General features: G+C 65.3%; 25 protein-coding genes. 12 read left to right on the top strand and 13 right to left on the bottom strand.

The features are described 5' to 3' along the window. Positions 1-19: 19 nt before the first annotated feature. Both AB0J47_RS15040 and AB0J47_RS15035 read right to left on the bottom strand, forming a co-directional pair. A complete protein-coding gene (locus AB0J47_RS15040) occupies positions 20-979 on the bottom strand; it encodes a phosphotriesterase-related protein (protein WP_364345560.1) in 960 nt (319 codons plus the stop codon). Next, a complete protein-coding gene (locus AB0J47_RS15035; protein ID WP_364345558.1) occupies positions 976-2517 on the bottom strand; it encodes a long-chain fatty acid--CoA ligase in 1542 nt (513 codons plus the stop codon). The genes AB0J47_RS15040 and AB0J47_RS15035 overlap by 4 nt, the downstream gene beginning before the upstream one ends. 198 nt (positions 2518-2715) lie before the next feature. On the opposite strand from AB0J47_RS15035, the gene AB0J47_RS15030 reads away from it, so the two are divergent. From AB0J47_RS15030 to AB0J47_RS15010, 5 genes are all read left to right on the top strand, one after another. Then, entirely contained in the window at positions 2716-3357 is a 642-nt protein-coding gene (locus tag AB0J47_RS15030; protein WP_364345556.1) for a TetR/AcrR family transcriptional regulator, read from the top strand. A 114-nt stretch (positions 3358-3471) separates the two neighbouring features. Next, complete coding sequence (locus AB0J47_RS15025) at positions 3472-4227, top strand: SDR family oxidoreductase (protein WP_364345555.1); 756 nt, start codon at positions 3472-3474, stop codon at positions 4225-4227. Then, on the top strand, positions 4224-5207 hold the full coding sequence (locus tag AB0J47_RS15020; protein WP_364345553.1) for an NADPH:quinone oxidoreductase family protein: 984 nt from the start codon (positions 4224-4226) through the stop codon (positions 5205-5207). Before AB0J47_RS15025 ends, AB0J47_RS15020 begins: the two co-directional genes overlap by 4 nt. Before the next feature lie 34 nt (positions 5208-5241). After that, positions 5242-6003 (top strand): 3-oxoacyl-ACP reductase FabG, encoded by a 762-nt coding sequence (gene fabG / locus AB0J47_RS15015; RefSeq protein WP_364345551.1) that lies wholly within the window; start codon positions 5242-5244, stop codon positions 6001-6003. Between the two features lie 9 nt (positions 6004-6012). Then, on the top strand, positions 6013-6465 hold the full coding sequence (locus AB0J47_RS15010; protein ID WP_364345549.1) for a MaoC family dehydratase: 453 nt from the start codon (positions 6013-6015) through the stop codon (positions 6463-6465). Positions 6466-6590: 125 nt separating this feature from the next. On the opposite strand, the gene AB0J47_RS15005 is transcribed toward AB0J47_RS15010, so the two are convergent. From AB0J47_RS15005 to AB0J47_RS14970, 8 genes are all read right to left on the bottom strand, one after another. After that, positions 6591-7646: a phosphotransferase family protein gene (locus AB0J47_RS15005; RefSeq protein WP_364345547.1), complete on the bottom strand. Its 1056-nt coding sequence runs from the start codon at positions 7644-7646 to the stop codon at positions 6591-6593. Positions 7647-7662: 16 nt separating this feature from the next. Beyond that, positions 7663-8880 carry an acyl-CoA dehydrogenase family protein gene (locus AB0J47_RS15000; protein WP_364345545.1) on the bottom strand — a complete coding sequence of 406 codons (1218 nt, stop codon included), beginning with the start codon at positions 8878-8880 and terminating at the stop codon, positions 7663-7665. 53 nt (positions 8881-8933) lie between these two features. Then, a complete protein-coding gene (locus tag AB0J47_RS14995; RefSeq protein WP_364345543.1) occupies positions 8934-9554 on the bottom strand; it encodes an HAD family phosphatase in 621 nt (206 codons plus the stop codon). Then, positions 9551-10360 (bottom strand): SDR family oxidoreductase, encoded by an 810-nt coding sequence (locus AB0J47_RS14990; RefSeq protein ID WP_364345541.1) that lies wholly within the window; start codon positions 10358-10360, stop codon positions 9551-9553. Before AB0J47_RS14990 ends, AB0J47_RS14995 begins: the two co-directional genes overlap by 4 nt. After that, on the bottom strand, positions 10360-10497 hold the full coding sequence (locus AB0J47_RS14985) for a hypothetical protein (protein ID WP_364345539.1): 138 nt from the start codon (positions 10495-10497) through the stop codon (positions 10360-10362). Before AB0J47_RS14985 ends, AB0J47_RS14990 begins: the two co-directional genes overlap by 1 nt. A 195-nt stretch (positions 10498-10692) precedes the next feature. After that, positions 10693-11895, bottom strand: a complete 1203-nt coding sequence (locus tag AB0J47_RS14980; protein WP_364345537.1) for a 2-deoxy-scyllo-inosose synthase — start codon at positions 11893-11895, stop codon at positions 10693-10695. 334 nt (positions 11896-12229) lie between these two features. Beyond that, positions 12230-13168, bottom strand: a complete 939-nt coding sequence (locus tag AB0J47_RS14975; protein WP_364345719.1) for an LLM class F420-dependent oxidoreductase — start codon at positions 13166-13168, stop codon at positions 12230-12232. 94 nt (positions 13169-13262) lie between these two features. Next, the gene (locus AB0J47_RS14970; RefSeq protein WP_364345536.1) at positions 13263-14240 is read right to left on the bottom strand and encodes a ParB/RepB/Spo0J family partition protein; all 978 of its coding nucleotides are present in this window, start codon (positions 14238-14240) and stop codon (positions 13263-13265) included. Between the two features lie 685 nt (positions 14241-14925). Here AB0J47_RS14970 and AB0J47_RS14965 point away from each other — a divergent pair. From AB0J47_RS14965 to AB0J47_RS14935, 7 genes are read left to right on the top strand one after another with little or no spacing between them, the layout of a single operon-like run. Next, positions 14926-15966: a cupin domain-containing protein gene (locus AB0J47_RS14965; RefSeq protein WP_364345535.1), complete on the top strand. Its 1041-nt coding sequence runs from the start codon at positions 14926-14928 to the stop codon at positions 15964-15966. Continuing rightward, a complete protein-coding gene (locus AB0J47_RS14960) occupies positions 15959-16372 on the top strand; it encodes a nuclear transport factor 2 family protein (RefSeq protein ID WP_364345533.1) in 414 nt (137 codons plus the stop codon). The genes AB0J47_RS14965 and AB0J47_RS14960 overlap by 8 nt, the downstream gene beginning before the upstream one ends. Next, positions 16369-17445, top strand: coding sequence for a GNAT family N-acetyltransferase (locus AB0J47_RS14955; RefSeq protein WP_364345531.1), 1077 nt, complete (start codon positions 16369-16371; stop codon positions 17443-17445). The genes AB0J47_RS14960 and AB0J47_RS14955 overlap by 4 nt, the downstream gene beginning before the upstream one ends. After that, positions 17442-18347: an aminotransferase class IV gene (locus AB0J47_RS14950; protein ID WP_364345529.1), complete on the top strand. Its 906-nt coding sequence runs from the start codon at positions 17442-17444 to the stop codon at positions 18345-18347. The genes AB0J47_RS14955 and AB0J47_RS14950 overlap by 4 nt, the downstream gene beginning before the upstream one ends. Next, entirely contained in the window at positions 18329-19882 is a 1554-nt protein-coding gene (locus tag AB0J47_RS14945) for a styrene monooxygenase/indole monooxygenase family protein (protein ID WP_364345527.1), read from the top strand. Before AB0J47_RS14950 ends, AB0J47_RS14945 begins: the two co-directional genes overlap by 19 nt. Next, complete coding sequence (locus AB0J47_RS14940; protein WP_364345524.1) at positions 19879-21228, top strand: FAD-binding oxidoreductase; 1350 nt, start codon at positions 19879-19881, stop codon at positions 21226-21228. Before AB0J47_RS14945 ends, AB0J47_RS14940 begins: the two co-directional genes overlap by 4 nt. After that, positions 21225-21968, top strand: a complete 744-nt coding sequence (locus AB0J47_RS14935) for an SDR family oxidoreductase (protein WP_364345522.1) — start codon at positions 21225-21227, stop codon at positions 21966-21968. The genes AB0J47_RS14940 and AB0J47_RS14935 overlap by 4 nt, the downstream gene beginning before the upstream one ends. Before the next feature lie 41 nt (positions 21969-22009). Here AB0J47_RS14935 and yjfF read toward each other — a convergent pair whose 3' ends face one another. Genes yjfF through AB0J47_RS14920 form a run of 3 tightly spaced genes read right to left on the bottom strand, consistent with a single transcriptional unit; the run spans position 22010 to position 25583 of the window. Continuing rightward, complete coding sequence (yjfF, locus tag AB0J47_RS14930) at positions 22010-23023, bottom strand: galactofuranose ABC transporter, permease protein YjfF (protein ID WP_364345520.1); 1014 nt, start codon at positions 23021-23023, stop codon at positions 22010-22012. Next, positions 23020-24054, bottom strand: coding sequence for an ABC transporter permease (locus AB0J47_RS14925; protein ID WP_364345518.1), 1035 nt, complete (start codon positions 24052-24054; stop codon positions 23020-23022). Before AB0J47_RS14925 ends, yjfF begins: the two co-directional genes overlap by 4 nt. After that, the gene (locus AB0J47_RS14920) at positions 24051-25583 is read right to left on the bottom strand and encodes a sugar ABC transporter ATP-binding protein (RefSeq protein ID WP_364345516.1); all 1533 of its coding nucleotides are present in this window, start codon (positions 25581-25583) and stop codon (positions 24051-24053) included. The genes AB0J47_RS14925 and AB0J47_RS14920 overlap by 4 nt, the downstream gene beginning before the upstream one ends. Positions 25584-25594 lie beyond the last annotated feature (11 nt).

Raw genomic sequence — 25594 nt, 5'->3', positions numbered from 1 at the left:
GATTTCTCCGTTATGTGCATTACTTCTGGAAGTACCGGCGCGGATTGCGCACCAGAATCGCGTCGATATCGTCCTCGGTGAGTCCCCGCGCGATCAGCGCCGGAAGCACATCTGCACTGATGTGGCGATAGTTCCACCGCGGCGCCACCTGCGCTTTGGCCTCCGGATCAAACCAGTCGATGTGGCACGCCGCGTCGTGCGCGATAACGATCTTGTCCAGGTAGCCGCGCCGCACCAGTTCGACAATGGTGTCGATCCGATCCTCGAACGGCAGCAGGACATCGAGCCCGAATCGATCCATGCCGAGCAGCGATCCGGCGTCGGCGAGTTCGGTGAGGTAATCGATGTCGGTGGTGTCGCCGGAGTGACCGATCACCACGCGGCTCAGGTCCGCGCCTTCCTCGGCCAGCACCCGTTGCGCCACCAGGCCGGATCGAGTGTGCGGGTTGGTGTGCACGGTGATCGGCGCGCCCGTTTGCGTCGACGCCTGCCCGACCGCGCGCATGACCCGCTCGACGCCGGGCGTCAGTCCGGGCTCCTCGATGGCGCACTTGAGGAATCCGGCGCGCACACCGGTATCGGCGACGCCCTCGGTGAGGTCCTTGACGAACATTTCCACCATCGGTTCCGGCCGGTCGAACAGCAAACCGGGGCCGGTGTAATGGAATTGGAACGGGACATCGTTGTAGGTGTAGATGCCGGTGGCGACGATGATCCGCAAATCCGTTCTGGCCGCGATCTTCTGGATGCGCGGCAGATAGCGGCCCAGCCCGAGCACGGTCGGGTCGAGAATGGTGTCGATGCCGAGGGATTTCAACTCGTCGAGCTGCTGGACGGCATCGTCGACGCGGGCGTCCTCGTCCCAGTCGGCGTAGTTCTGCCGGAATTCCTCGCCCAGTACGAAGACGTGCTCATGCACCAGGACGCGGCCGAGTTCGGCGGAGTCGACGGCTCCGGTCGCAGTGGGGATCGCGGTCATCGGCTCGCCTTATCTGTGAAGAGGTTCGGGTCGAGAGCGCGCTTGAGGATCTTGCCGGTGGCGCCCTTGGGGAGCTGGTCGGTGAAGGCGAAGCGATGCGGCACTTTGTATGCGGACAGCCGCTCTTTGGCCCACGACCGCAGATCCGCCGGGTCGAGTTCGACCCCGGGTGTGGCGGCGACGACCGCGCCGACGTCCTCGCCGTAGTGGTCGTCCGGAATTCCGACGACCGCTACCTCGACGATGTCGGGATGCTGGTAGAGCACTTCCTCGACCTCGCGGGGGTAGACGTTGTATCCGCCGCGAATAATGAGGTCCTTGGCGCGGTCGACGATGTAGACATAGCCCTCGGCGTCGACCCGGCCCAGATCGCCGCTCTTCAACCAGCCCGCGGACAAATCGGCGGCGGTGGCGTCGGGCCGGTTCCAGTACCCCTTCATGATGCTCGGACCGCGTAGGAAGATCTCGCCCACGGCATCGGCGGGCACCACCTTGCCGTCTGGATCGCGGACCTCGATCGACGTTCCGGGCAGCACGGCGCCGACCGATCCCACCCGCTGTTCGCGGTTGAGCGGGTTGTAGGTCGCCGCACCTGTGGATTCGGTAAGTCCGTAGCCCTCGAGAATGGTGCAGCCGAAGCGTTCCGAGAAGGCTCGAATCACCTCACCGGGTAGTGACGCCCCGCCGGATGCCGCAAGCCGCAGGCTCGCGAAATCCGCCGCACCGTAGTCACCGGCCGCGTGCAGCATCGCATTCCACATCGTCGGTACACCGGCGACGTGGGTGAGCTGCTGATCGCGGATCATCGCGATCATGGCCCGCGGTTCGAAGGGCGTCACCATGGCGAAGGATGCGCCCGCATGCAGCGCGGTGAGCAGACACACTGCCTGCCCGTAGACATGGAACAGTGGCAGTCCGGTCCCGAAGCGATCGTCCGGGCCCAGCTGCAGCTGGTCTGTGAAGATCCGCGCGGTCTCGGTCAGGTTGGCGACGGTGAGCTCGACGCCCTTCGGTTTGCCGGTGGTTCCGGAGGTGTAGAGCAGCACCGCGGTGTCGTCTGTGCGGCGGCGCACCGGTTCGGCCACGGGCTGCGACGGCTCGGCATGCGCGCCCGGCGTGAGTACGAGCAACGGCAGATTCCGATCGGCGGCCGCCTCCTGCGCGGCCTGCTGCGCGCTGTGCCAGACGATGACGATCCGTGCACCGGAATCATCCAGCACATAACCGATTTCGGGCGCGGTTGCCATGGTGTTCATGGTGATGACGATGGCGCCGATGAGCTGCGCGCCCAGATATGCGATGACGAATTCACCGACGGTGGGCGCGACAAGCAGCACCCGGTCGCCAGCGGCGATACCGGATTCGCGCAGCAGGCCGCCGTAAGCCGCGCTGCGCCTGGCCAATTCGCCGTAGGACAGCTGTGCGTCCGCGGTGAGCAGCGCGATGGCGTCGGGGCGTTCGATGGCGTGCTGCCAGCACCGGTCGGCGACATTGGTCGGCTGATCCGATGCGGTCGGGGAAGCCGGATTCGCAGGCATGGCTTGCTCCAGATTGATGAGTGGGCGAGAACTGATGTGACCCAGGCCACGCCAGTGGGTCGGACGCTACTTGAATTTGGCGTCATGTTCAATAGATGTTGGGCCGAACCTGGTTGCCCCACGGCATCGCGGGGTCGCGGGAGCGGTGTGCGCTGTTACGATCCACCACGTCAGAGCCGTACGACAGCGAGTGAGGCAGTGAACGCCCAGGAAGCCACCGAGGACCGGCCCGGTCGGGTGCCCCCACGGAGTAAGCGTGGCATGCGCACCAGGTCCGCGCTGGTGACCGCGGCGCGCGAGGTGTTCGAACGCGACGGCTTCCTCGATGCCAGAATCAGCGATATCTCCAAGGCGGCCGGGGTCGCCTCTGGATCGTTCTATACCTACTTCGACAGCAAGGAAGAGATCTTCGCCGCGGTCGTCGAGCAGGTGCGTGAGGAAATGCTGCACCCGCACGTTCGGGAGCGGGTCGGCATCGACGATCCGCGCGAGCTGATCGCCGCCGCCAATCGCGAGTATCTGCTCTCATACCGGCGAAATGCGCGGCTGATGGCCGTGCTCGAGCAGGTGTCGAAGATTGATGAGAAGTTCCGGGTGCTGCGCTTCGAACGCGCCCTGGCATTCGTTGATCGCAATGCCGTGATGATTCGAAATCTGCAGGATCGTGGCCTGGTGGATGCCGAGTTGGATGCCGAGGTCACCTCGCTGGCGCTGTCGAGCATGGTGAGCCGCATGGCGTATTTCGTATTCGTCGAGGGGCGGAAGGTCTCCTTCGAGAAGTTGGTGAAAACGCTGAATCAGTTGTGGTTCAACGCTCTTCAGTTGAAAGAAGCTCACTGAGCAATAGTCATGTGACCTGTATCACGTGACGCGGAGCAACTTCTGAACTTGACGTCGGAATCAAGTTCGGTGAGTCTTGGTCACGCAGGTCAGGCATCAGGAGAGGCTTACGTAATGGGTCGTTTCGACGGGAAGACGGCGGTTGTCACCGGAGCCAGCCGCGGTATCGGGCTGGCCATCGCGCAGCGGCTGGTGGCCGACGGTGCGCGGGTCTGTGTGACCGCCCGCAAAAAAGACGCGCTGGACGCGGTGGTCGCCGAACTCGGCGGACCCGAGCGCGCCATCGCGGTCGCGGGACGAGCCGACGACGTCGAACATCAGACCGAGGCCATCGAGCGCACGCTGGAGACCTTCGGTTCGGTCGACTTCCTGGTCAACAATGCCGGCATCAACCCGGTGTACGGGCCGATGGTCGAACTCGACCTGGCCGCGGCCCGTAAAGTCTTCGAGGTGAACTGCCTGGCGGCGATCTCCTGGGTGCAACAGGCGCACAAGGCATGGCTGGGCGAGCACGGTGGCTCGGTGGTCAATGTCGCGTCAGTGGCCGGAATCAAGCCCGCACCCGGCATCGGGTTCTACGGGGCGACCAAGGCGATGCTGGTACACATCACCCAGGAGTTAGCGGTCGAACTCGGTCCGTCGATCCGGGTGAACGCGATCGCGCCCGCCGTGGTGAAGACCCAATTCGCCACCGCGCTCTATGACGGCCGCGAGGAGCAGGTCGCTTCGGCCTATCCGCTCAAGCGCCTCGGCGTCCCCGAGGACATCGGCAGCGTCGCCGCCTTCCTGCTCTCCGATGACGCGGCGTGGTTGACCGGCCAGCTGATCGTCGTCGACGGCGGCGTCACCCTGACCGGAGGTGTGGCGTGAAGGCGTGGCGGGTAACGGAATTGGGCGAACCGGCGCAGGTATTGCGACTGGTCGAATTGGAGGAGCCCAAGCCTGCATCGGGCCAGGTGGTGGTGCGGACCCGCGCCGCGGCCGCGAACTTCCCGGATGTGCTGATGTGCCGGGGCGAGTACCAGATCAAGCCCGAACTCCCGTTCACCCCCGGGGTGGAACTGTGCGGTGAGGTGGTTGCGGTAGGTGCCGACGTCGGCGGCATCGCGGTCGGTGACCGGGTGCTCGGCACTACGGCACTGCCCTGGGGAGGTTTCGCGGAACTGGCGGTCATGGACGCCGCGGCTGTCTTTCCCGCCCCGGCGGCGCTCGATGATGCCGAGGCCGCCGCCCTCTTCATCGGCTACCAGACGGGCTGGTTCGGCCTGCATCGACGCGCTGGTCTGCGGGCGGGGGAGACGCTGCTGGTACATGCGGCGGCCGGTGGCGTCGGCAGTGCGGCAGTGCAATTGGGTAAGGCGGCCGGTGCCACGGTGATCGGGGTGGTCGGCAGCGCGGCCAAGGCCGAGGTCGCGCGGGCGCTCGGCGCAGACATCGTGGTGGATCGCAGCGCACAGGATTTCGTCTCGGTTGTGCGGGACGCGACCGGCGGTCGCGGTGCGGATGTGGTGTACGACCCGGTCGGCGGTGAGGTGTATCAGCGGTCCACCAAATGCATCGCCTTCGAGGGACGCATCCTGGTCGTCGGTTTCGCGGGCGGCCAGATCCAGTCCACCGCGCTGAATCACGCACTGGTGAAGAACTATTCGATCCTCGGCCTGCACTGGGGCCTGTATCGCGACAAGGATCCGCAGGCGGTACGCGACTGCCATCTGGAGTTGACCGGGCTGGCCGAGCGGGGTTCGGTGAAACCCCTGATCGGCGAGCGGCTACCACTGGATAACGTGGCTGCGGGACTGCAGCGCCTCGCCGACGGTGAGACCGTCGGCCGTGTGATCTTCGAACCGTAAACGGTGCCAACCGAATTCGAAAGAGAGAACCGTAATGAGCAGTGAGACAACCCGAACCGCCATCGTGACCGGTGCCGCACGCGGCATCGGCGCGACCGTCGCCAAGCGGCTGGCGGCAGACGGATTCGCGATCGCCGTGCTCGACCTCGACGAGCAGGCCTGCAAAACCGTTGTCGCCGAGATCGAATCGGCCGGTGGCCGGGCGCTCGCGGTCGGCGCGAACGTCGCCGATGAACAGGCCGTCGCTGCGGCGGTCGAGCGGGTCGCCGCCGAACTGGGCGCTCCGACCGTCCTGGTGAACAATGCGGGCATCATTCGTGACAACATGCTGTACAAGATGAGCGTCGACGACTGGGACGCGGTCATGGGCGTGCACCTGCGCGGATCCTTCCTGATGAGCCGCGCGGCGCAGAAGTACATGACCGACGCGGGTTGGGGCCGCATCATCAATCTCTCCAGCACTTCGGCGCTCGGCAACCGTGGCCAGGCCAACTACGCCGCGGCCAAGGCCGGACTGCAGGGATTCACCAAAACGCTCGCGATCGAACTCGGTAAATTCGGCGTCACCGTGAACGCCGTCGCGCCGGGCTTCATCGAAACCGAGATGACCGCCGCCACCGCCGAGCGCATGGGTGTTTCGTTCGAGGAGTTCAGCAAGACCCTGGTGGCGCGGATTCCGGTGGGGCGCGTCGGCAAGCCCGAGGATATCGCGCACACGGTGTCGTTCTTTGTCAGCGAGGGCGCGTCGTACGTCACCGGACAGGTACTCTACGTCGCCGGTGCGCCGACAGTCTGAGGAGTGAATATGAAGGTATTCAATGGAATCGGCGAGCTCGAGCAGGCCGTGGGAACCCATCTCGGCTACAGCGAATGGCACACCGTGACCCAGGAGCAGATCGATCTGTTCGCCGAGGCGACCGGTGACCGTCAGTGGATTCACGTCGATCCGGAGCGTGCCGCGCAGGGACCGTTCGGCACGACGATCGCCCACGGCTATCTGACCCTATCCCTATTGCCGCAGTTGGTCTGGCAGGTGTACCGCGTCGACGGGGTGAAGATGGGAATCAACTACGGCAGCAATAAGGTTCGCTTCCCGTCGCCGGTGCCATCGGGTACTCGCGTGCGGGCGGGAGTAGAACTGGTGAAGCTCGAGCCGACCAAAGCGGGGGTCCAGGTGACGGCTCGGGTGACCATCGAACGCGAGGGCGGCGACAAGCCCGCCTGTATTGCCGAAGCGCTGTCGGTACTCGTGCCCTGATAGCGGTGTGACCGCCGGACATCCTGTTCCCGGCGGTCACCTCTCTCCAGCCAATATGCGAAATGGCCTGTCTCCCTGGCGATATCGGGAGACAGGCCGTTGTCGTCTCAGAACCCGGCTTCGTCTCAGAACCCGGCTTCGGTGGCGATTCGATCGGCCGTTTCGGCGAGTCCGTCGACCATATCGGTCGTCGGAATGCCCGCGGCCGCACGGTTGCGGGGATCGTCGAGGGTGCGACGGTACACACCCTCGGCGATGACGGCGAGCTTCCACAGACCGAGCGCATGCCAGAACCCGAGCGCCCGCCGATCGCGTCCGGTGATCGCGAGATACTCCTCGACCAGTTCGGCGCGGGACGGAAAACCCGGGAGCGTGACCATTTCGGTACCCGGAATGGCCGCTTCGCCGGGCATCGGCCAGTAGGCGAGCAGACTGCCGATATCGGCCAATGGATCGCCGAGGGTACACAGCTCCCAGTCGAGTACGGCGGCGATCGCGCCCGTCTCTGGCGTGGTGATCACATTGCGCAGGTTGTAATCGCCATGCACCAGCGCGAGTTCGCGCTGTTCGGGAACGGCGGCCCGGAGCCGTTCGGTGAGACGGTCCACCAGCGGCAACTCCCGCGTCTTCGACTTCTCCCACTGTGCCGACCAGCGTTTGAGCTGCCGCTGCGCATATGGTTTGTGACTGGCCAGGTCGCTCAGCGCGGTGGCTTCCAGGTCGACGGCGTGGATGCGGGCCAGCGTCCGCACCAGTGACAACCCCGCGCTGCGACGCAGATCGACGCTGAGTCCTTCGGCGGTCTCGACTCCGTCGATGACCAGCCCGTCAACGAATTCCATGAGCACGAGCGCGATATCGCCCTCTCGCCGGACATCGTGGACGCGCGGCACCGGGACATCGGTGGGCGCGAGGGCCGACATGACGCGGGCCTCCCGCGCCACGTCGTGCGCGGACGCCAGCAGGTGGCCGAGCGGCGGACGCCGCAATACCCACCGCCGCTCGTCCGCGTCGGTGATCAGGAAGGTCAGATTGGACTGGCCGATCCCCACCCGTTCGGCGCGAACCGGCGCGGTACACGTCGAACCGAGCGAGGACACCCAGTCCGCGAATGCGGCCGCATCGATATCGAAGCCGGTCGCGTCCGCGGTGGGCTGAATGAGCTCGCTACTTGTCTGCATTTAATTCCTGTCCGTTCTACGCCCCGGTCCTGAACTTACCGAGTTCGGCGCGCGCGATTGCGCGTTTGTGCACTTCGTCCGGTCCGTCGGCAAGACGCAATGTGCGCAGGTGCGCGTACATGCTGGCGAGCGGGAAGTCGTCGGTGACACCGGCGCCGCCGTGCACCTGGATGGCCCGGTCCACGATCCGCAGCGCCATCTCCGGTGCGGCGATCTTGATCGCGGCGATTTCGACCTGGGCCGCCTTATTGCCGACGGTATCCATCATCCAGGCGGCCTTGAGTGTCAGCAGCCGGGCCTGCTCGATATCGATGCGGGCCTCGGCGATCCAGTCCTGGATATTGGCGCGCTCACTCAGCTTCTGCCCGAATGTGATTCGCGATTCGGCGCGTGCGCACATCAGCTCCAGCGCGCGTTCGGCCATCCCGATGGCGCGCATGCAGTGGTGGATCCGACCCGGACCGAGCCGGGCCTGGCTGATCGCGAAACCCTCACCCTCGCCCTTCAACACATCGGTGACCGGGACCCGTACATCGGTGAAATCGATCTCGGCATGGCCCTCGCGGTCGGCGTAGCCGAAGACCGGGAGATTACGCATAACCGTGACACCGGGCGCGTCGATGGGCACGACCATCATCGACTGCTGGCGGTGCTTGGGTGCGTCCGGATCGGTCTTGCCCATGACGATGAGCACCTTGCAGTTCTTGTGTAATGCGTTGGAGGCGAACCACTTCCGGCCATTGAGTACATAGTGGTCGCCGTCGCGCGTCATGCGCAGCTGGATATTGGTTGCGTCGGAGCTGGCGACGGCGGGCTCGGTCATGGCGAAGGCGGAGCGGATGGTGCCGTTCAGCAGCGGCTCCAGGTAGCGCTCCTTGTGCTCCTGGGTGCCGAAGAGGGTGAGCACCTCCATGTTGCCGGTGTCGGGTGCCGAACAGTTGCACGCCTCAGGCGCGAGATGCGCACTGCGGCCCATGATTTCGGCCAGTGGGGCGTATTCCAGATTGGTCAGGCCCGGACCCCATTCTGGATGCGGGTGGAACAGATTCCACAGGCCGCGGGCGCGGGCCTCCGTCTTGAGGTCCTCGACGATCTGCGGATGGTGGTGTGGATCGCCGGATGCCGCCATCTGCTTTTCGTATTCCGACTCGGCCGGGTACACGCATTCGTCCATGAAGGCGCGCAGATCTCGTTGGTACTGCTGGGTGCGCTCGGACGTGCTGAACAGGTCCATGAGGCTCCGATCGTCGGTGCGTGCGGTCGAAAGCGACCGCGCCGCAAAGTGGGTCAGCTGGGGATTTGTAGTGCCGGCCATAACTGGGCGGCCGTCGATTCGGCGTCGCGGTGCACGATGCCGCCGAGTCCGAGCAGTTCGGCCGCGGTGATGTTCTGCTCGAGATCGTCGACCATGACGGTCTGCTCGGGCGTGACGCCGAGCCGTTCGCAGCCGATGAGATAGGCCCGGCGGGACGGTTTGCGGGTGCCGATCTCCGCGGAGATGGTCACCGCGTCGAACATGGCTGGTAGGTCGAAGCCCGCATAGCAGTCGTCGCCGAGCGAATTCGACAGCAGACCAACGCGATAACCCGCCGCGCGGACACCGGCGACCAACTCGATCATTGCCGGGTCGGGAAGCAGCCGGGACTGGATGCGATCGATAAGGCCCTCATCGGCGATATCGACCCCATGCGCGCGCAGTCGCCGCGCGAACCCGATCTCGAATTCACGCTGGCCGATGCGCCCCTCCTCGTGATCCACCAGCAGCGCACTGCTTTCCGGATCGCGCGCGAGCAAACGCAGCGGCAGCCGCGGGTCGCCGATCTCCGCGCCGAACTCGGCGAAGGCGGCGAGCACGGCGGTGGTGAGGACTCCGCCGAAGTCGAACAGCACGGCGGTGCGCGCGCTCATGACAGCGACCTGCGGTAGCGCTGCATGCCCGCGATCCACCGGTCGTGATCGGACACCTTGCGTTGCAGGAATTCTCGGACTTCCTCATGTGGCAGCACGAGGAACCGTTCGGCCTCGATCGCCTCGATCACCCGATCGGCCACATCGAGTGGCGCCAGCACGGCCCCGGCTCCGGTGACGGCCCGGGTGGCCAGATCGCCGACGGATCCGCCGTCCGTGCCGAGTCCGGTGAGCAGGGCGGTATCGACACCCATCGGGCACAGGCAGCTGACCCGCACACCCAGATCCCCGTAGGTCACCGCCAGCCATTCGGCGAATCCGACGGCCGCGTGCTTGGACACGGTGTAGGTGGCCGAGCCGAGTTGGGTGAGCAGTCCCGCCGCCGATGCGGTGCTCACGAAGTAGCCGCTGCCGCGCTCGAGCCACCCGGGGACCAGCAAGCGCGCTGCCCGCACGTGGGCCAGGGCGTTGACCTCCAGTGCTTGCTCCCACTGCGCGTCGGTCGCGTCGAGGCCGGGGCCGCCACCGACACCGGCGTTCGCGAAGAACATATCGACCGGGCCGAATTCTGTTGTGGCCGTCTCGATTAGCTTGCGGAGGTCGGACTCGGATGCGGCGTCACCGGCCTGTCCGGACACTTTGCCGGGAAATGCATCGGTCAATTGTCGGGTCGTCGCCGCGAGCCGGTCCGCGTCGCGGTCGGTGATCAGCACCCGGGCGCCGTGCTCGAGTAGGCGTTGCGCGATGGCCGCACCGATGCCGCCCGCGCCGCCGGTCACGATCGCGACCGCGTTCTGCACGCGCATCAGTTCGCCTCGGCATTCAGCCGTACCAGCAACTGCCCGCTGCCTTGATCCGGAACATCCGTGGTCACCATCCGGAAATAGGATGGTGTGGACTCGCCGGTGGGCCGGGCCACCAGATGCACCTCTCGGCTCTTCACGACAAGAAACCTCCATGTCCATGCGCGCTGACCGGGGCGTCCGCGTTCGAGCGCCGGTTGCCGGATGGCTCAGAGGGTAGTTGAAGTTGACGTCGGATTCAATATTGGGTCGCTGATACCACAGTCGGGGACGAACCTGCTTCTGGCCGCCGCCTGCCGCGAGTTCCGGGCTGAGGCGACGGCCACGACGGCAGCCTATCGGCCGGTAACCCCGAGGGTTGCCATCTCGGTTCCCGCGGCTTCGAACGCTTCCAATGCGTCATATACCTCGTCGAAGGCAACAGGAACCAGCGGCAGGCCACCCGATCGTGCGGGGCGGCCGAGCTGTTCGAGGAGCACGAAAGCCGCGGCATCGTCCGCCAGTGGCAGGTATCCCCGTTTGTTGTCGTCACGAATCGTGTCGATAATGCCATCCGGCGTGACGCCGTCCGGGATCGTCGTCCGCACGCCGAGGCTTGTCACGAGTTCGTCGTGGATGCTGACGTCGGTGTCCGTCAGCCACCCGCGCGCGAACGATATTCGCGCGGCAATCAACATGCCGAGTGCGATGGACTCCCCGTGTGAGAGCCCATCGGCATCGCGTTGCCGATGGTCCAGCAATTCGATGGCATGCCCGACTGTATGACCGTATTCGAGAACGAGGCCGTCCTTCCGTTCGTATGTGTCGTTCTTTGTTACCTGCCCCTTCGCGCTGATGCTGGCATCCAACAGCCACAGGAGCGACTCCGGTGCGGCGAGGTTCGCTGTGGCCAAGATTTCTTGTAGTTCGGAAATGATTGCGGGTTTGATGGCCAGACAATTCTTGGTCATCTCGCAGAGTCCGGAGCGGAGTTCCCGGGCAGATAGCGTGGTGAAAAGTTCGACGTCGGTCAGGACTGCGGTCGGCGTGTAGTAACTTCCCACATGATTCTTGCCGACCTGACTATTTATGGCCTGCTTGAGTGACAGCACCGAATCCATCGCGCTGACAGTTGTGGTCGGTATATGAACGAGACGAACCCCACGGAACAACAGACTGGCCATGAGCCCGGCCAGATTTCCCGGTACTCCACCACCGAATGAGACGACCACCGATCTCCGCGTGGCGCCATCTCGCAAGGCTTGCTCGATGTGCTCACCCAGGCAGGAAAGGGTCTTCATGGATTCGCCTGGCTCATGGCGGAGAACCGTCACGGGTGTCTCGGTTCCGAGGGCGCGCAGCAATGTCTGCCCGTGTAGCCCGAAGACATGGTCGTCGGTAACGACTACGAATCTGTCCGCGTCGAGCTTATCCAGGGTCTCGCCGATGGCGTCGAGACAGTTGCTGCCGAACAGATAGGGAAACGAGGACTCGCCGATCCGTATGTGGCGCTGTTGCATGTGCGGATGCGATACGAGTTCTTGTGCGATCGAGACCATCGGTTCTACTCCTGCTAACTCTACGACGGACGGCGGCACGATAAGCGAGCGATGGCCGGTCCATAGTCCATGAATTTCGCGCGCAAATCGGCTCGATCATCGTCGACCGAAAGCCGCGCTGGGAAATTCCTGTGATTTCGGATCAGCGCGATGGTATAAGAGCCTCCGCCGCTGGGCTAGATATTCCCAGGGTCAGGAATGGCGAATTCGGGTGCGACATCTCGATAATGCACGATACCCGCGCGATTATGTGAAAAGGGCCACAGATTGGTTTGGCCAGTGCGGCGGCGGCGGGGTCGCCGCCAGGGTTGATCGCCGCCGCGTGTCGCCGGGATCAGTCCAGCTGCGGTGCGATCTCTGCGGCGACCAGGTCCAGGTGGTCCAGGTCCGAGAGATCCAAGTACTGCAGGTACAGACGGGTGATACCGGTCGCCTCGCGATATCGGCCGATCTTGTCGACGACTTCGGCGGGGGTGCCGACCAGCTCGTTGCGCCGCTTCAGATCGGTGAGCTCGCGGCCGATGGTATCGGCACGGCGGGCGACCTCGGCGTCGTCACGGCCCACACACACTGTGAGGGCGACCGAGCGGATGATCTCCTTCGGGTCGCGCCCCAACTTCCGGGCCGCCGCGTCCACTCGCTCGAATTGCGCCGCGGCCGTGGCGGAGTCGACGAAGGGTAGGTTGAATTCGTCGGCGAAGCGGGCCGCCAGCGCCGGGGTGCGCCTCTTGCCGACACCGCCGATGATGACCGGCGGGCGCGGGCGCTGCGTCGGTTTGGGTAGGGCTGGAGCGTCTTCGAGTCGATAGTGCTTGCCGTGAAAGCTGAACGTCGCACCCTCGGGCGTCTCCCACAGGCCGGTCACGATCTCCAATTGCTCGGCGTAGCGGTCGAAGCGCGTACCGAAATCGGGCAGTTCGATACCGTAGGCGATGTGCTCGGCGTCGTACCAGCCCGAGCCGAGGCCGACTTCGATACGGCCGCCGGACATTTGATCCACTTGCGCCACCGAGATGGCCAGCACGGATGGATGCCGAAAGGTGGCGGAGGTGACCAGGGTGCCGAGCCGGATCCGGGTCGTTTCCCGCGCCAAGCCGGCGAGCGTGATCCAAGCATCGGTAGATCCCGGGAGCCCGGACGCCATCCCCATCCGCAGATAGTGGTCGGACCGGAAGAACGCATCGAATCCGGCGTCCTCGGCCGCTGTCGCAGCGCGGAGCAGTCGACTGTAGTCGGCCCCCTGTTGGGGCTCGGTGAAGATCCGTAGGTCCAACCGTTCGGACGAAGCGCCGGTGCTCGTGTTCATGTTTCACATCCAGGTGTCGAGTATCTCGATGCCGCGGCCCGGCAGTTGCCCTCGTAGTGGGTCAGGTGTCGGCGCCGAGGTGACGACTTACCGAGTCCGCCAGCGACGCCCAGCTTTCCGCGTAGCACCTCGCAAGTTCGGCAACCGCGGACGCACAGTGTGGCGGCACACTGTCGGCCATCGATTGCCATTCCTCCGGCGCAGGATCGGCAATTGCCAACAACCGCAACAACTTTCGGCCTACCTCGGTGAAACGCAAGGACGGATCGGCGCGCAGACGGCGCGCCATCAGTGTGCGATCGGGCGAATGGGGACGTCTCGCTGACCCGGTGACGAGGCCAGCGGGCGCCGCTTCCGGTGCCACCTCACCATCCCGCCGATATTGCGAGGCGGCACCGAGCTGCACCCGCAGACGCCGCCGGACGTCCTTCGCGGTAGTCGGCGAGATACCTGCCGCCGACGCGATCTCGCGAGTCGACGCCGCCGGATCGGCTTCCAAGAATTCTCGGGCCCGTCGCCGGCGCGCGCTCGCATCCATCGGGTATGCCGTGCCGTCACGCCCGATCCGCCGGGGCGGGTGCGGATATTCCGCACCTGACCCACGCCGCAGCGCGGCGATGGTCTTGTCGGACAATCCGGCCAGCTCAGCCAGCCGCCGGTTCGACCATTCGGGAAAATCCGCGAGCATCCGTCCGGCTGCGGCTTTGCGGTCTGCAAGCGACAACGGGAGTCCGCGAGCGCTGTTGAGTTCGATCGCGAGCACGAACGCTTCCTGCGGTGCACCTTCGAAGAAGACGACATCGATCGACACCGCCTTCCGTCGGCGGGCGACCACCAGACGGTGGACGCCGTCGATCACCTCCATCGTCGCGCGGTGCACCACGATCGGCGGCAATGGACCGGGCAGTTGCGCCAGCACACCGAGGTGCCGGGAACTCACCCCACCGACCCGGATGGTCCCCGAAATACGAATTCGCTCGACACCGACTGCGACAACCTTTTCCGAAAGTCCCTTGCGCTGACTTTTCTCGACACCCATCTTCTGCTCCAGCACCTGTTCGAAGACTGTCGTATGCGCGGAAGATCAACTCCGGAGTTAATGCCGTAACGACCCGCCGGAGAATCTGTGTGTATTATCCTTATGCCGGAAGATCCTCCAGTTTAATGTATCGTTACTCTGCCCCGGGCGATGGCATCTGTTCGACGACCTTCGATGCATGCAGTTCTGGAGCGTGTATCGCCCACCGCCCGACACTTGGCACGTTATGGCGGATGCGCCCGCAGAACATCCGCCAGATCGAGCAGAAACATCCGCACCTTCGGCTGCGGACCGCAATCTCGGTACAGAATTGGGGAATCCAACCCCGTTCGAGACGAGATTTGGTGGGAGTCGCTCCGAAACATCGGGTCAGCGGCTCTGTGACAGACACGGAAAGCCGTAGCTCTGTAATGTCCCTGTAACGAAATGTTCCTCGCAGAGAAACGATCACCCGCACGGACATCAACCGGCGCGGTGGTGCGCCCGCACAATGCGGATATTCCCGTTCCGATTGGCGGATGTTCCCTGCGAGCAGCTGTCCTAAATTCACCGTCAGCCGGAATCGGTACGGTCCGGCGCGACCGACAACGACACAGTATGAGAGAAGTCGGCATCGCGGACTCGGGCACATCCGCCCGCGGCAGGTTTCTGCCGGGATCGCCGCGCAGTGTGGAATAGGAATTACATGGAAGTTGTCGCGCGTGAGGCGATACCTGAAATCACATCCGTGGTCGTCGACGGCACGGTCCATGACATAGGCCTGCTCAAGGATTTCCATCGAAATCCCGCACTGCGAAAATTCGTTCCCGAATTCTCCCGGCTGTCACTGAGTTGGGTCCGGCTGCAGCCGGATGAGGAGCTGTCTGTGCACCAGCACCCGACCAAGAGCATGATCGTCGTCGCGGAAGGAACCGGCCGGACGCTGGGCGATATCACTGCCGAGATCCGCGCCGGGGATATCGTCGTGGTGCCTTCGGGCGCACGGCACGGATTCATCGGCACCCCGCCGACCGGGTTCTGGGCGTTGTCGATCCAATTCGAAGGCGCGGGCTTGTACGAGAATCCGGACGATCCGCGGGTGTCGTTCGCGGGTGACCGCCCGGATATCGCGGCCGTGCGCGCCGAGAACGATGCGCATTTGCGGACCTTCGAGAACAATGCGCTGGTGCGACTGATCAGCGAGATCGGCGCGCACCCGCCGCAGGTGCGTGACCGCATGCTGGACCATCTGCAGGGCTGGTCGGACGCATTCCAACGGGTGATCGCTGCCCGAGTGGTCGGCGAGGGTGACGGCCCTGGGCGTGCACTCGCGGACGAACATCTCGGTGAGGAGATCGGGCACAACCGACTGTTGGCGCGCATGCGTGACAACCGCCCGGCCAGCTGGGACCCGGTGATTGCCGCAATCTCCTCCTGGTTCCTCGACCGCATGACCTCGGGATCCAGTGTGGAGCGCTCGGTCCTGTCGCATCTGGTGCTCGAAGGCAGCGGGCTGGTCTTCCACGCCGCCGGGCTGCCGTCGTTCCCGGAGAGCCGGTACTTCCAGCTGCACGACGGTGCGGACGCCGAACACATGGACATGGGCTATCGGGCCTTGGCCGAGCAGCGGGACTGGACTCCCGACGAGGTCGGCGAGATGTTGCGAAAAGGATGGCAGATGATGGAGTTGCTGGGCGAACGGATCGCCGAGTGCGCACAGCGCGCGGCTCTGGTCGGCCATGCCTGATACCCGCTACGAATTGCGCAGCCGGTTCGAGGAGCGCGAACTCCGCGTGCTCGCGGCGGTATTCGGCCGGGATAAGGCGACCCTGTCCGAGCTGATGCACCCGGATGGCTTCGGATTCGACGCCACGATGGGCCTGGTGCGGCAACGGGATCTCATCGACGCCCTCGATGCGCTCGACCATGGCGCAGGTTTCATGGTCGACGAGCTTCGGGTCGTGCCGGCCGGTGGGAACGTCGCGGCATTGACCTATCGCCTGCGGCAATGGGGCGAATTCGACGGCAAACCGCTGCCGGGAGTCGTGTACTGCAGCAGCGTGTGGCGCCTCGAACAGGGTAGTTGGCAGGCGGTGTTTCATCACGAAACGCCACGGGCGCCTGGCGATAGCGAACAGGGCGAGTCGACATGACCCGCTCCCTCGTGCGCGGTCCGGCAGGATGGGTCAGCACAGAGCAGCCCTGCGCCGACACTCGACCGTGGCGGCAGGCGGCATGCCAGCTCTATGAGACGCCGAATCTCGTGGTCCCGCTGGGAGAGATCCTGCACTGGCGGGCCGTGGTCGACACACTGGGTATCGAATCGACGGCCGACCCCACGCTGCTCACCGGCGGCTATTTCTACCGCCCGCATACGTCTGCTCCCAGCGAGTCCGAACTCGACGCCGCCCGACACAAGGGCGCCGCCGGTGGCGCCCGATGGCTGCTGTACCCGGTGGTTCGCGACGACGACGCCGGCCAGGTGCTGGCTCGGCACGACTTCGTCGACCTGCCGTGGTTCATCGAAGCGGAGTTCGTCGCCGCCGACGACATCGATCACGACCTGCGAAAACTACTGGGTGGGACACGTTTTCGGGAGCTGCGCCGATTGGTCCGACGCGCGGACGAGCAGTTCGAGTGGGACGTGGTGACCGGTGCGGCGATCGACGAGGACATCCTGGTGGCCTTCGATCGGCTGCACCGGATGAATCTGGCGAAGTACGGGCACACCCGCAATCACTTCGCCCTACCGATCCTGCGAAACCTCGCCAAATCTTCACTCGGCGAACGAATGTGCGTATTCCTGCACCGCCGCCGCGACGGTACACCTGTACAGGCCGTGCTCGCGCTTCATTATCCCGAGTCGAATACCGTGGAAGCCCTGGTCCAAGGCATCGATCATGCGGCACTGCCGGCGGCGCAGAACCTTTATGCCGCGGCGCTGTATCGGATTTATCACTGGGGTTCGGCGCACGGCGTCAACCGGTTCAACCTCGGCCGTGGTGCGCAGTTGACGAAGCTGAAGCTGGGCGCCAACCGCTTCCATGTGGTCAGCAACCACATCGGATCCGTTGCTGGAACACCGACAAGGGAATTCGACGCGGTGCGCGCGGCGGCGCAGGCCTCGATCGGTACGGCCGTCGCCATGCTGCGCGCCGCCGTCGATCGCCACGGCGTGCGCACCGTGCTGTTGGCGCAAGGAAGCGTCAGTGAGGCACGGGTATGAGTGGATTGACCACTGCGGGCCGGGTCGGCGCTGTCTGGATGGACGGGGCGCTGGTAGACCCCGCCGCGGCACATCTGCCAGTGCTGAGCTTCGGTCTGCACAATGCGGCCTGCGTCTTCGAGGGGATCCGGAGTTTCGGCGGCCGCCCCTTCGCGCTGTCGGCCCATGTGAACCGCCTGCGCACTTCGGCCGCGGCGATCGGGATCGCACTGCCCTGGGACTCGACGGAGATAGCGGACGCGATCGAAACCGCCGTCGCCGCTGCCGACTTCGCGGAGGCGTATATCCGGCCCGTGGTCTGGCGTGGGGACGAAGTGATCGGCATCGATCCGACCGGCACCACCGTGCATCTCGCCATCGCTGTGCTGGCATGGCCGAAGCAGGCGCTAGACGACGGAAAACCGCTGCGGCTCGGCCTGTCTCGATGGACCCGGCCGACCCCTACCATGGCGCCGGTGCAGGCGAAGACCTCGGCGAATTACCTTGTCGGATCACTGGCGCTGGCCGAAGCCCGGGCCGGCGGATTCGACGACGCGCTGCTGCTCGATCATACGGGCGGGATCGCCGAAACCACGGGTTCCAACATCTTTCTCGTGCGCCGAGGTGAACTGGTAACGCCGCCGGCGCACACGTTCCTCAACGGAATCACCCGGCAAACCGTGCTCCGGCTGGCCGCACGCAGCGGCATCGTGACGCGCGAGATTCGGCTGACCCCGAACGATCTTGTGATCGCCGACGAGGTGTTCGTGACCGGAACCGCGGTCGGCGTACGTTCGGTCGGCTGGTTCCGCGACACCGCCTTTCGCGCCGACGGCATCCTCACCCGGATGCTGGCGAATGCCTACATCCAACTGGTCGGTACCGAGCAGGGGGAGGAGTCGCCATGTACGGCATCGGCATAGTCGGCACCGGGATATCCGCGCTGCATCTGGCCCTGCAGCTCCAGCAGCGCGGCATCTCGACCACGCTGTATGCCGACAAGAGCCCCGAACAGATCCGGGCGGGGCGCCTGCCCAACAACGTCTGCCGGTTCGGCCGGACCAGGGCCCGCGAGCAGACGCTCGGCGTCGATCATTGGAACTTTCCCGACTTCGGCATGAATTGCGCACATGTGCGCGTACACACCGATCCGCCGATCGCCTTCTGCGGGAACCTTTCCCACCAGGCCAGTTACGTCGACTTCCGCCTCTACCTGCCACGGCTGCTGGCCGACTATCAGGAACGCGGCGGCACGATCGTGCCGGTTCCGGACCCAGAGGTGGCGGTGTCCCGTTCCGCGTCCGAACATGACTCGACGGTGGTCGCCACCGGCCACCGGAGCGTGGATTCCCTGTTTCCACGTATCGCATCCCGCTCCGCCGAGCACCCCGCTCGGCTGATTCTCGCCGGGCTGTTCCACGGTGTGGCGCATACGGATCCGCTGGGTATGCATTTCGAGATCGTTCCCGGAGCCGGCGAGATCTTCCAGACACCGGTGCACTCCGTGGCCGGCCGGGTTGCCGGTATCACCTTCGAGGCCGTCTGCGACGGCCCGTGGGCGAACCGCCTGCGCGCGCGGTACTACGACGATCCGTCGGGGTGCGCGCGGGTGGTACTAGAGCTACTGCGCGAGGTCGATTCCGAGATTCTCGAACGCCTCGATACCCGCAGGTTCGCCCTCACTCGCCCGCTGGATCTGCTGCAAGGGGCGATCACACCGACGGTCCGCAGGCCCTGGACCCGATTGGGCACCCACCGCTTCGCGATCGCGGTCGGCGATGCCGCGGTACTCAATGATCCGGTCACCGGGCAGGGAGCGAACCTCGCCGTGGCCGCGGCGTGGGAACTCGGCCGGATGATCGACGCCGACACCGCATTCGACGAGCAGTTCTGTCATCGATGGGAACAGCGGCTCTGGGACCTTGCCCGTGATGTCACCGAATGGACGGGATCGGCGCTCGGTCCACCACCGGGCCATGTCATCGATGTGCTCCGGGCGGCCGCGGACAGCCAGGACCTCGCCGATGCGTTCCTCGACAACTTCGATGACCCGCCAGCGATGTGGAGTTCGCTGGCCACGGCGCAGCAGGCGGCCGCGTTCATCCGCCGAAAGGCCCCGGGCATCACCCAGCGCGCCGCGGATCTCATGATCGTCGAGCGGGAGCGGCGCCTGCTCGAGCTGCTCGGTCACGCGGATTCCGGCGATTACCTCGCTCCGGACGCACTGCTGGTCACGGCGCAGGGATGCCACACCCTGGACACCTGGCCGGGTGACCAATCCACAGCCGACGCACCAGCCAGCGTGACCGAGGCAACGGTTTTGCCGCTGAGCGACAGTACACAGCTGATCACCTATCGGCACCGCACGCTGTACTGCTCGACGCTGTGGCATCGCGAACACGACAACTGGGCGGCAGTAGTCCACCACCGCTCTCCTGCACCCGTGGAGGCCCCATGACCGTCCGTGCGCCCGAACTGACCGCATTCTTCCGGGGGCGCATCGTCGATCCGACCCACCCGGCCTACAACGACAGGCGACGGATATGGAAGGGGCTGAGTCGCTATCCCGCCCTCATCGCCGACTGCGCCGACGCCACCGATGTCCGCTGCGTCGTCGACTTCGCCGCCGGTGCGGGCATCCCGCTCGCGGTCGTGGGCGCCGGTCACGATGTGGCGGCCCGGTCGATGCCCGACAATGCGCTCGTCGCATCCACCGGGGCCATGTCGGGCATCAGCATCGACCCGGACCGCCGCCTCGCCCGGGTCGGGGCCGGAGTGCGCTGGGGCAGTCTCGTCTCCGCCGCGGCCCGCTATGGGCTGGCCACCACCGGCGCCTCGGTCGCGACTGTCGGCGTCGCCGGATTCGCCCTGCACGGCGGTCTCGGCTGGTTGATGCGCCGCTACGGGACAGCGTGCGACAACGTCCAGGCCGTGCAGATGGTGACTGCCGACGGACGACTCCGCACCGTCGACATCGACACCGAGCCCGATCTGTTCTGGGCGGTGCGCGGAGCCGGATCGAATTTCGGCGTGGTGACCGCGCTGACGTTGCGGCTGCATCCGGTCGACCGAGTAGTGGCCGGTGTCATGCTCTACCCGGCCACGAAGGCCCGCGCCGTCCTGCGGGCCTATCGCGAGATCACCGCCCGCGCCGGTGACGAACTGGTCACCCACTTCTACTACTCCGGTAACCCGGACGGCAGCCACAGCGTCGGAATCGGGTTGTGCCACAGTGGAGCCGCGGACGCAATGGCAAACATCCTGGCGCCGCTCGCGCCGCTCGGAATTCCACAGCACGACTCTGTGCGGGAGATGGGGACCGCGGAGTTGCAGGTGGTTCATGACAGCAGCACACCCCCCGGCGCTCGCTACCACCTGCGCGGACACTATCTGTCCGAGCTGAGCGACCATGTCGTCGACGTGATCGTCGAGCAGTGCCGCACGCTCAGCGCTCCGTTTACCCAGATCTTCCTGGAACACCTGGGCGGTGCCGTGGGGCGAGTACCCGAGCGCGACACCGCATTCGGCGGACGTACCGCTCGTTATTCGTTTCTCGTCGTCAACGGCTGGGATACCGCAGAGGACGATCTCGCGCAGGTGGCGTGGACCCGGGCGTTCGGTGCCGCCGTCGCACCACACGCGGCGCCGGGCGCCTATGTCAACTACCTCGACGACGATGAGGACCATCGCATTCCTGGTGCGTACGGTGCCGCATATCCGCGATTGCGGTCGCTGAAGCGAATCTACGATCCCGCCAACATGTTCCGCTTCAATCGCAATATCCCCCCGGAGGCCGGTCAATGAGGCTCGAGCAGAAAGTCGCCATCGTTACCGGGGCGTCCCGTGGCATCGGGGCGGCCACCGCGGTGGAATTGGCCGGACGCGGTGCCACCGTCATCGTGAATTATCAGTCCGAAAAATATCGGGATGAGGCCGAAACCGTCACCGCCGCCATCGAATCCAGCGGTGGATCCGCCTACCTCGTGCAGGCCGACCTACGGGATGCCGACCAGCGCCGACAGCTGATCGACACGGCGGCTGGGCACACCGGGCGACTGGACATCCTGGTGAACAACGCGGGAGTTTATCGACGTGGGCTGACCGAGGACATCGACGCCGACCATCTCGCCGAGCATTTCGAAACCAATGTCGAGGGCGGCATCCTTACCACCGTGGCCGCGGCCGAGCAGTTGAGCGACGGCGGCCGAATCGTCTACGTCTCCTCCGGCCTGGCCCGCCGCATCGCGGCGACCAGCACCGCATACGCCGCTAGCAAGGCCGCCGTCGAAGCAGCGACCCGCTGCCAGGCCGCCGAATTCGGCCCGCGCGGTATAACCGTGAACGCCGTCGCCCCAGGCATCGTCGACACCGCGATGTTGGCCGACATCCTTACTACGCCGGAACGTGCGGCGCTGATCGCGGCGACAGCCCTCGGCCGCATCGGCCGGCCCCGTGACATCGCCAAGGTCATCGCCTTCCTCGCCTCCGACGATGCCGGATGGATCACTGGACAGGTGATCGACGTCGACGGCGGCCTGCAGTGAGCGGCGGATCCACACGACCTGCACGAAACCGGGGCACCTACCTATCCGTCGCGTGTTCCGATGGTGCGCTGCAGCAGGATGAAGGCGAGTAGTAGGACGCCGATGAAGATCTTGGTCCACCAGGAACTCAGGGTGCCTTCGAAGCTGATGATGGTCTGGATTACGCCGAGGGTCAGTACACCGAGTACCGAGCCGAGGACGAATCCGGAGCCGCCGGTGAGCAGGGTGCCGCCGATGACGACCGCGGCGATGGCGTCGAGTTCCATGCCGACGGCGTGCAGGCTCCAGCCGGACAGGGTGTAGAGCGTGAACAGGATGCCCGCGAGTGCCGAGCAGAAGCCGCTGATCGCGTATACGGCCACCTTGGTCCTGGCCACCGGCAGACCCATCATGAGCGCCGACTGTTCGTTGCCGCCGATCGCATACGCGGTGCGACCCAGCCGGGTGTAGTGCAGAACGACGAAGGCCGCCGCGATGATCACCAGCGCGACCATCATGCCGACCGTCAGGAATACGTCCCCGCCGAGTCGGAATCGCCGCTGCGCCAGATCCGTATACACCGGGTCGGTGATCGTGATCGAATCCGTGCTGATGACATAGGCCAGCCCGCGCGCGAGGAACATACCGGCCAGCGTCACGATGAACGGCTGGATCTCGAAGTAGTGGATCACCGCGCCCATACCGGCGCCGAAGAGTGTGCCCCCGACCAGCATCAGCGGCATGACCAGCAACGGCGGCCACCCGTGCACGGTCACCAGCCAGGCCGAGACCACCGTGGACAAGGCCAGCACCGCCCCGACGGACAGGTCGATGCCGCCGGTGAGAATCACGAAGGTCGTACCGACGGCGAGGACGAGCAGAAAGGCGTTGTCTATGAACAGGTTCACGAAAACCTGCGGATAGCCGAATGCCGGATAGCGGATCACGCCGACGCCGTAGATGACGGCGAACAATGCCGCCGTGGCCAGCACTGGGATGTACCGGCTGCGGTGTCCGCGAATCGTTGCCCGGCGCAATACAGGGGCCTTGGCCGCGGCCGCGGTCAGCGCGTTCATATGGTCGCTCCCGTCGGTGTCGATGGAGTGCCGACCGGTTGGCGGCGACGGCGGAAAACCTTGGCGCGAAACGCCGGTGACTGGATCAGGCACACCGCGATAACCACGACCGCCTTGGAAACCAACGTCGTCTCCGGAGGTACCCCGACGGTGTAGATGGTGGTGGTGAGCGTCTGGATGACCAGCGCGCCGAGAACGGTGCCGCCGAGTTGAAATCGCCCACCGGTCAACGCGGTACCACCGATGACGACCGCGAGAATCGCATCGAGTTCGATCCACAGACCGGCGTTATTGCCGTCGGCCGCAGAGACATTCGAACTGATCATCAGGCCCGCGATGGCCGCACAGCATGCGCAGACCGCGTATACGGCGACGATCAGACCACCGGCCCGGATGCCGACCAGACGCGCCGCCTCGGCATTGCCGCCCACCGATTCCAGCAGCAGCCCGAGCGCACTGCGCCGCAACAAAACCGCGAGGCCGGTGAACACCGCGGCCGCGACCAGGACGGGCACCGGCAGGCCGAGCAGATAGCCGCCACCGATCACCTTGTACGGCGGACTGTTGATCGTGATGATCTGGCCCGACGTAATCAGCTGTGCGACACCACGTCCGGCGACCATCAGGATCAATGTCGCCACGATCGGCTGAATCCCGAAGCGCGCCACCAACACTCCGTTCCACAGTCCGAGCACGACCGCCACGCCGAGCGCGATCAGTACGGCGACGGCGACGCCACCGGCATCGGCCTGATTCGGCATATTGCTGATGTGCAGACAGGCAAGCGCGCCCGCGATCGCCACGACCGTGCCGACCGAAAGGTCGATGCCACGGGTCGCGATGACCAGCGTCATGCCGAGCGAGATCAGCACCAATGGTGCGCCGTAGCGCAGGATATCGATCAGGCTGCCGTAGAGGTGTCCGTCCTGGATGCGGATCGAGAGGAAGCCGGGCGTGAACGCCACGTTGACGATCAGCAATGCGATGAGCGCCGCCGCGGGCCAGAACAGGTGGTTTCGAAAAAGCGTCATGAAACTGCTCCGCTCGCAATGGTTTCGGTGAGCCGATCCATGGTCAGGGTGGCATCGTTGACCAGTTCGGCGACCAGCCGCCGATCGCGCAGGATCGCCACCTTGTGACTCAGCCGCAGCACCTCCTCGAGTTCGGCGGAGATGAACAGCACCGACATGCCCTCCTCGGACAGCGAGACCACCAGCCGCTGGATCTCCGCCTTGGCGCCGATATCGATGCCGCGCGTCGGTTCGTCGAGGATCAGCAGTTTCGGCCGGGTGGCCAACCAGCGGGCCAGCAGCACCTTCTGCTGGTTGCCGCCGCTGAGGAATTTCACCGGCGTATCCGGATCGGCCGGGACGATCCGCAGCGAGGTGATGTATCCGGCGACGAGTTCGTCACGCTTGCGCGCAGACAACGGCCGGGCCCAACCGCGCGCGGCCTGGACCGCGAGCACGATATTGTCGCGCACCGACAGGTCGAGGATCAGGCCCTGAGATTTGCGATCTTCGGGGCAGAAGGCGATCCGATGGTCGATCGCGGTGCGCGGCGAGCGCAGCGCCGTCGGTGTGCCCGCAACGCGGAGATTCCCGGTGGACGCGCGGTCGGCACCGAACAGCAGTCGCGCCACCTCGGTGCGGCCGGAGCCGAGTAACCCGGCCAACCCGACCACCTCGCCATCGCGGACAGTGAGATCGAACGGCGCGACGGAATTACGGCGGCCTCCGATCCCCGTCGCCTGCAACAACGGATCGTGACGCGCGACCACCGCGGGATCCGGCTTCTCGTGCTCGATCTCGTCGAGCGTGCTCAACGCCGTGCCGAGCATGTGCGCGATGAGATCCTTCTGGGTCAGTTGTGCTACCGGATATTCGCCGACCAGGGTGCCGTTGCGCAGCACTGTGGCCCGGTCGCAGATCTCGAAGATCTGATCGAGGAAGTGGGTGACGAACCCGATTGCCACACCTTCGGCGGCGAGTCGGCGCATCACCGCGAACAGTTGCTCGACCTCACCGGTGTCCAGCGATGAGGTCGGCTCATCCAGGATGAGAACCTTCGCATCCAGGTCGACAGCTCGGGCGATGGCGATAAGCTGTTGCACCGCAAGCGAATACGAGCCGAGCGGGGCAGCCACATCGATGTTCAGATGCAGTCTGTCCAGCAGCCGGGCGGCATCGCGACGCATCGCGGCGAATCGGACAAGACCGGCGCGCCGCGGTTCCCGTCCGATGTAGATGTTCTCCGCGACCGACAGATTCGGGCACAGATTCACCTCCTGATAGACGGTGCTCACCCCGGCCCGCAGCGCCTGCTGCGGGCCGGTGAAACGCACTGGGCGACCGTCGAGTTCGATGGTTCCAGCATCGGCGTCGTGAATTCCGGTGAGCACCTTGATGAGGGTGGATTTGCCCGCACCGTTCTCACCGACCAATGCGTGTATCTCACCGGGGAGCAGCCGCAGGTCCACCTCGGACAGTGCGGTGACCCCGGCGAAACGCTTGACAATGCCCGACATCCGAAGTGCGGGTGTGACAGTCGGTTCCGACATGCACTGCTCCG

Source organism: Nocardia sp. NPDC049737 (assembly GCF_040674755.1).
Taxonomy (GTDB): domain Bacteria; phylum Actinomycetota; class Actinomycetes; order Mycobacteriales; family Mycobacteriaceae; genus Nocardia.
Note: the sequence above shows the minus strand (reverse complement) of the source record. Positions and strands in the feature narration are given on the sequence as shown.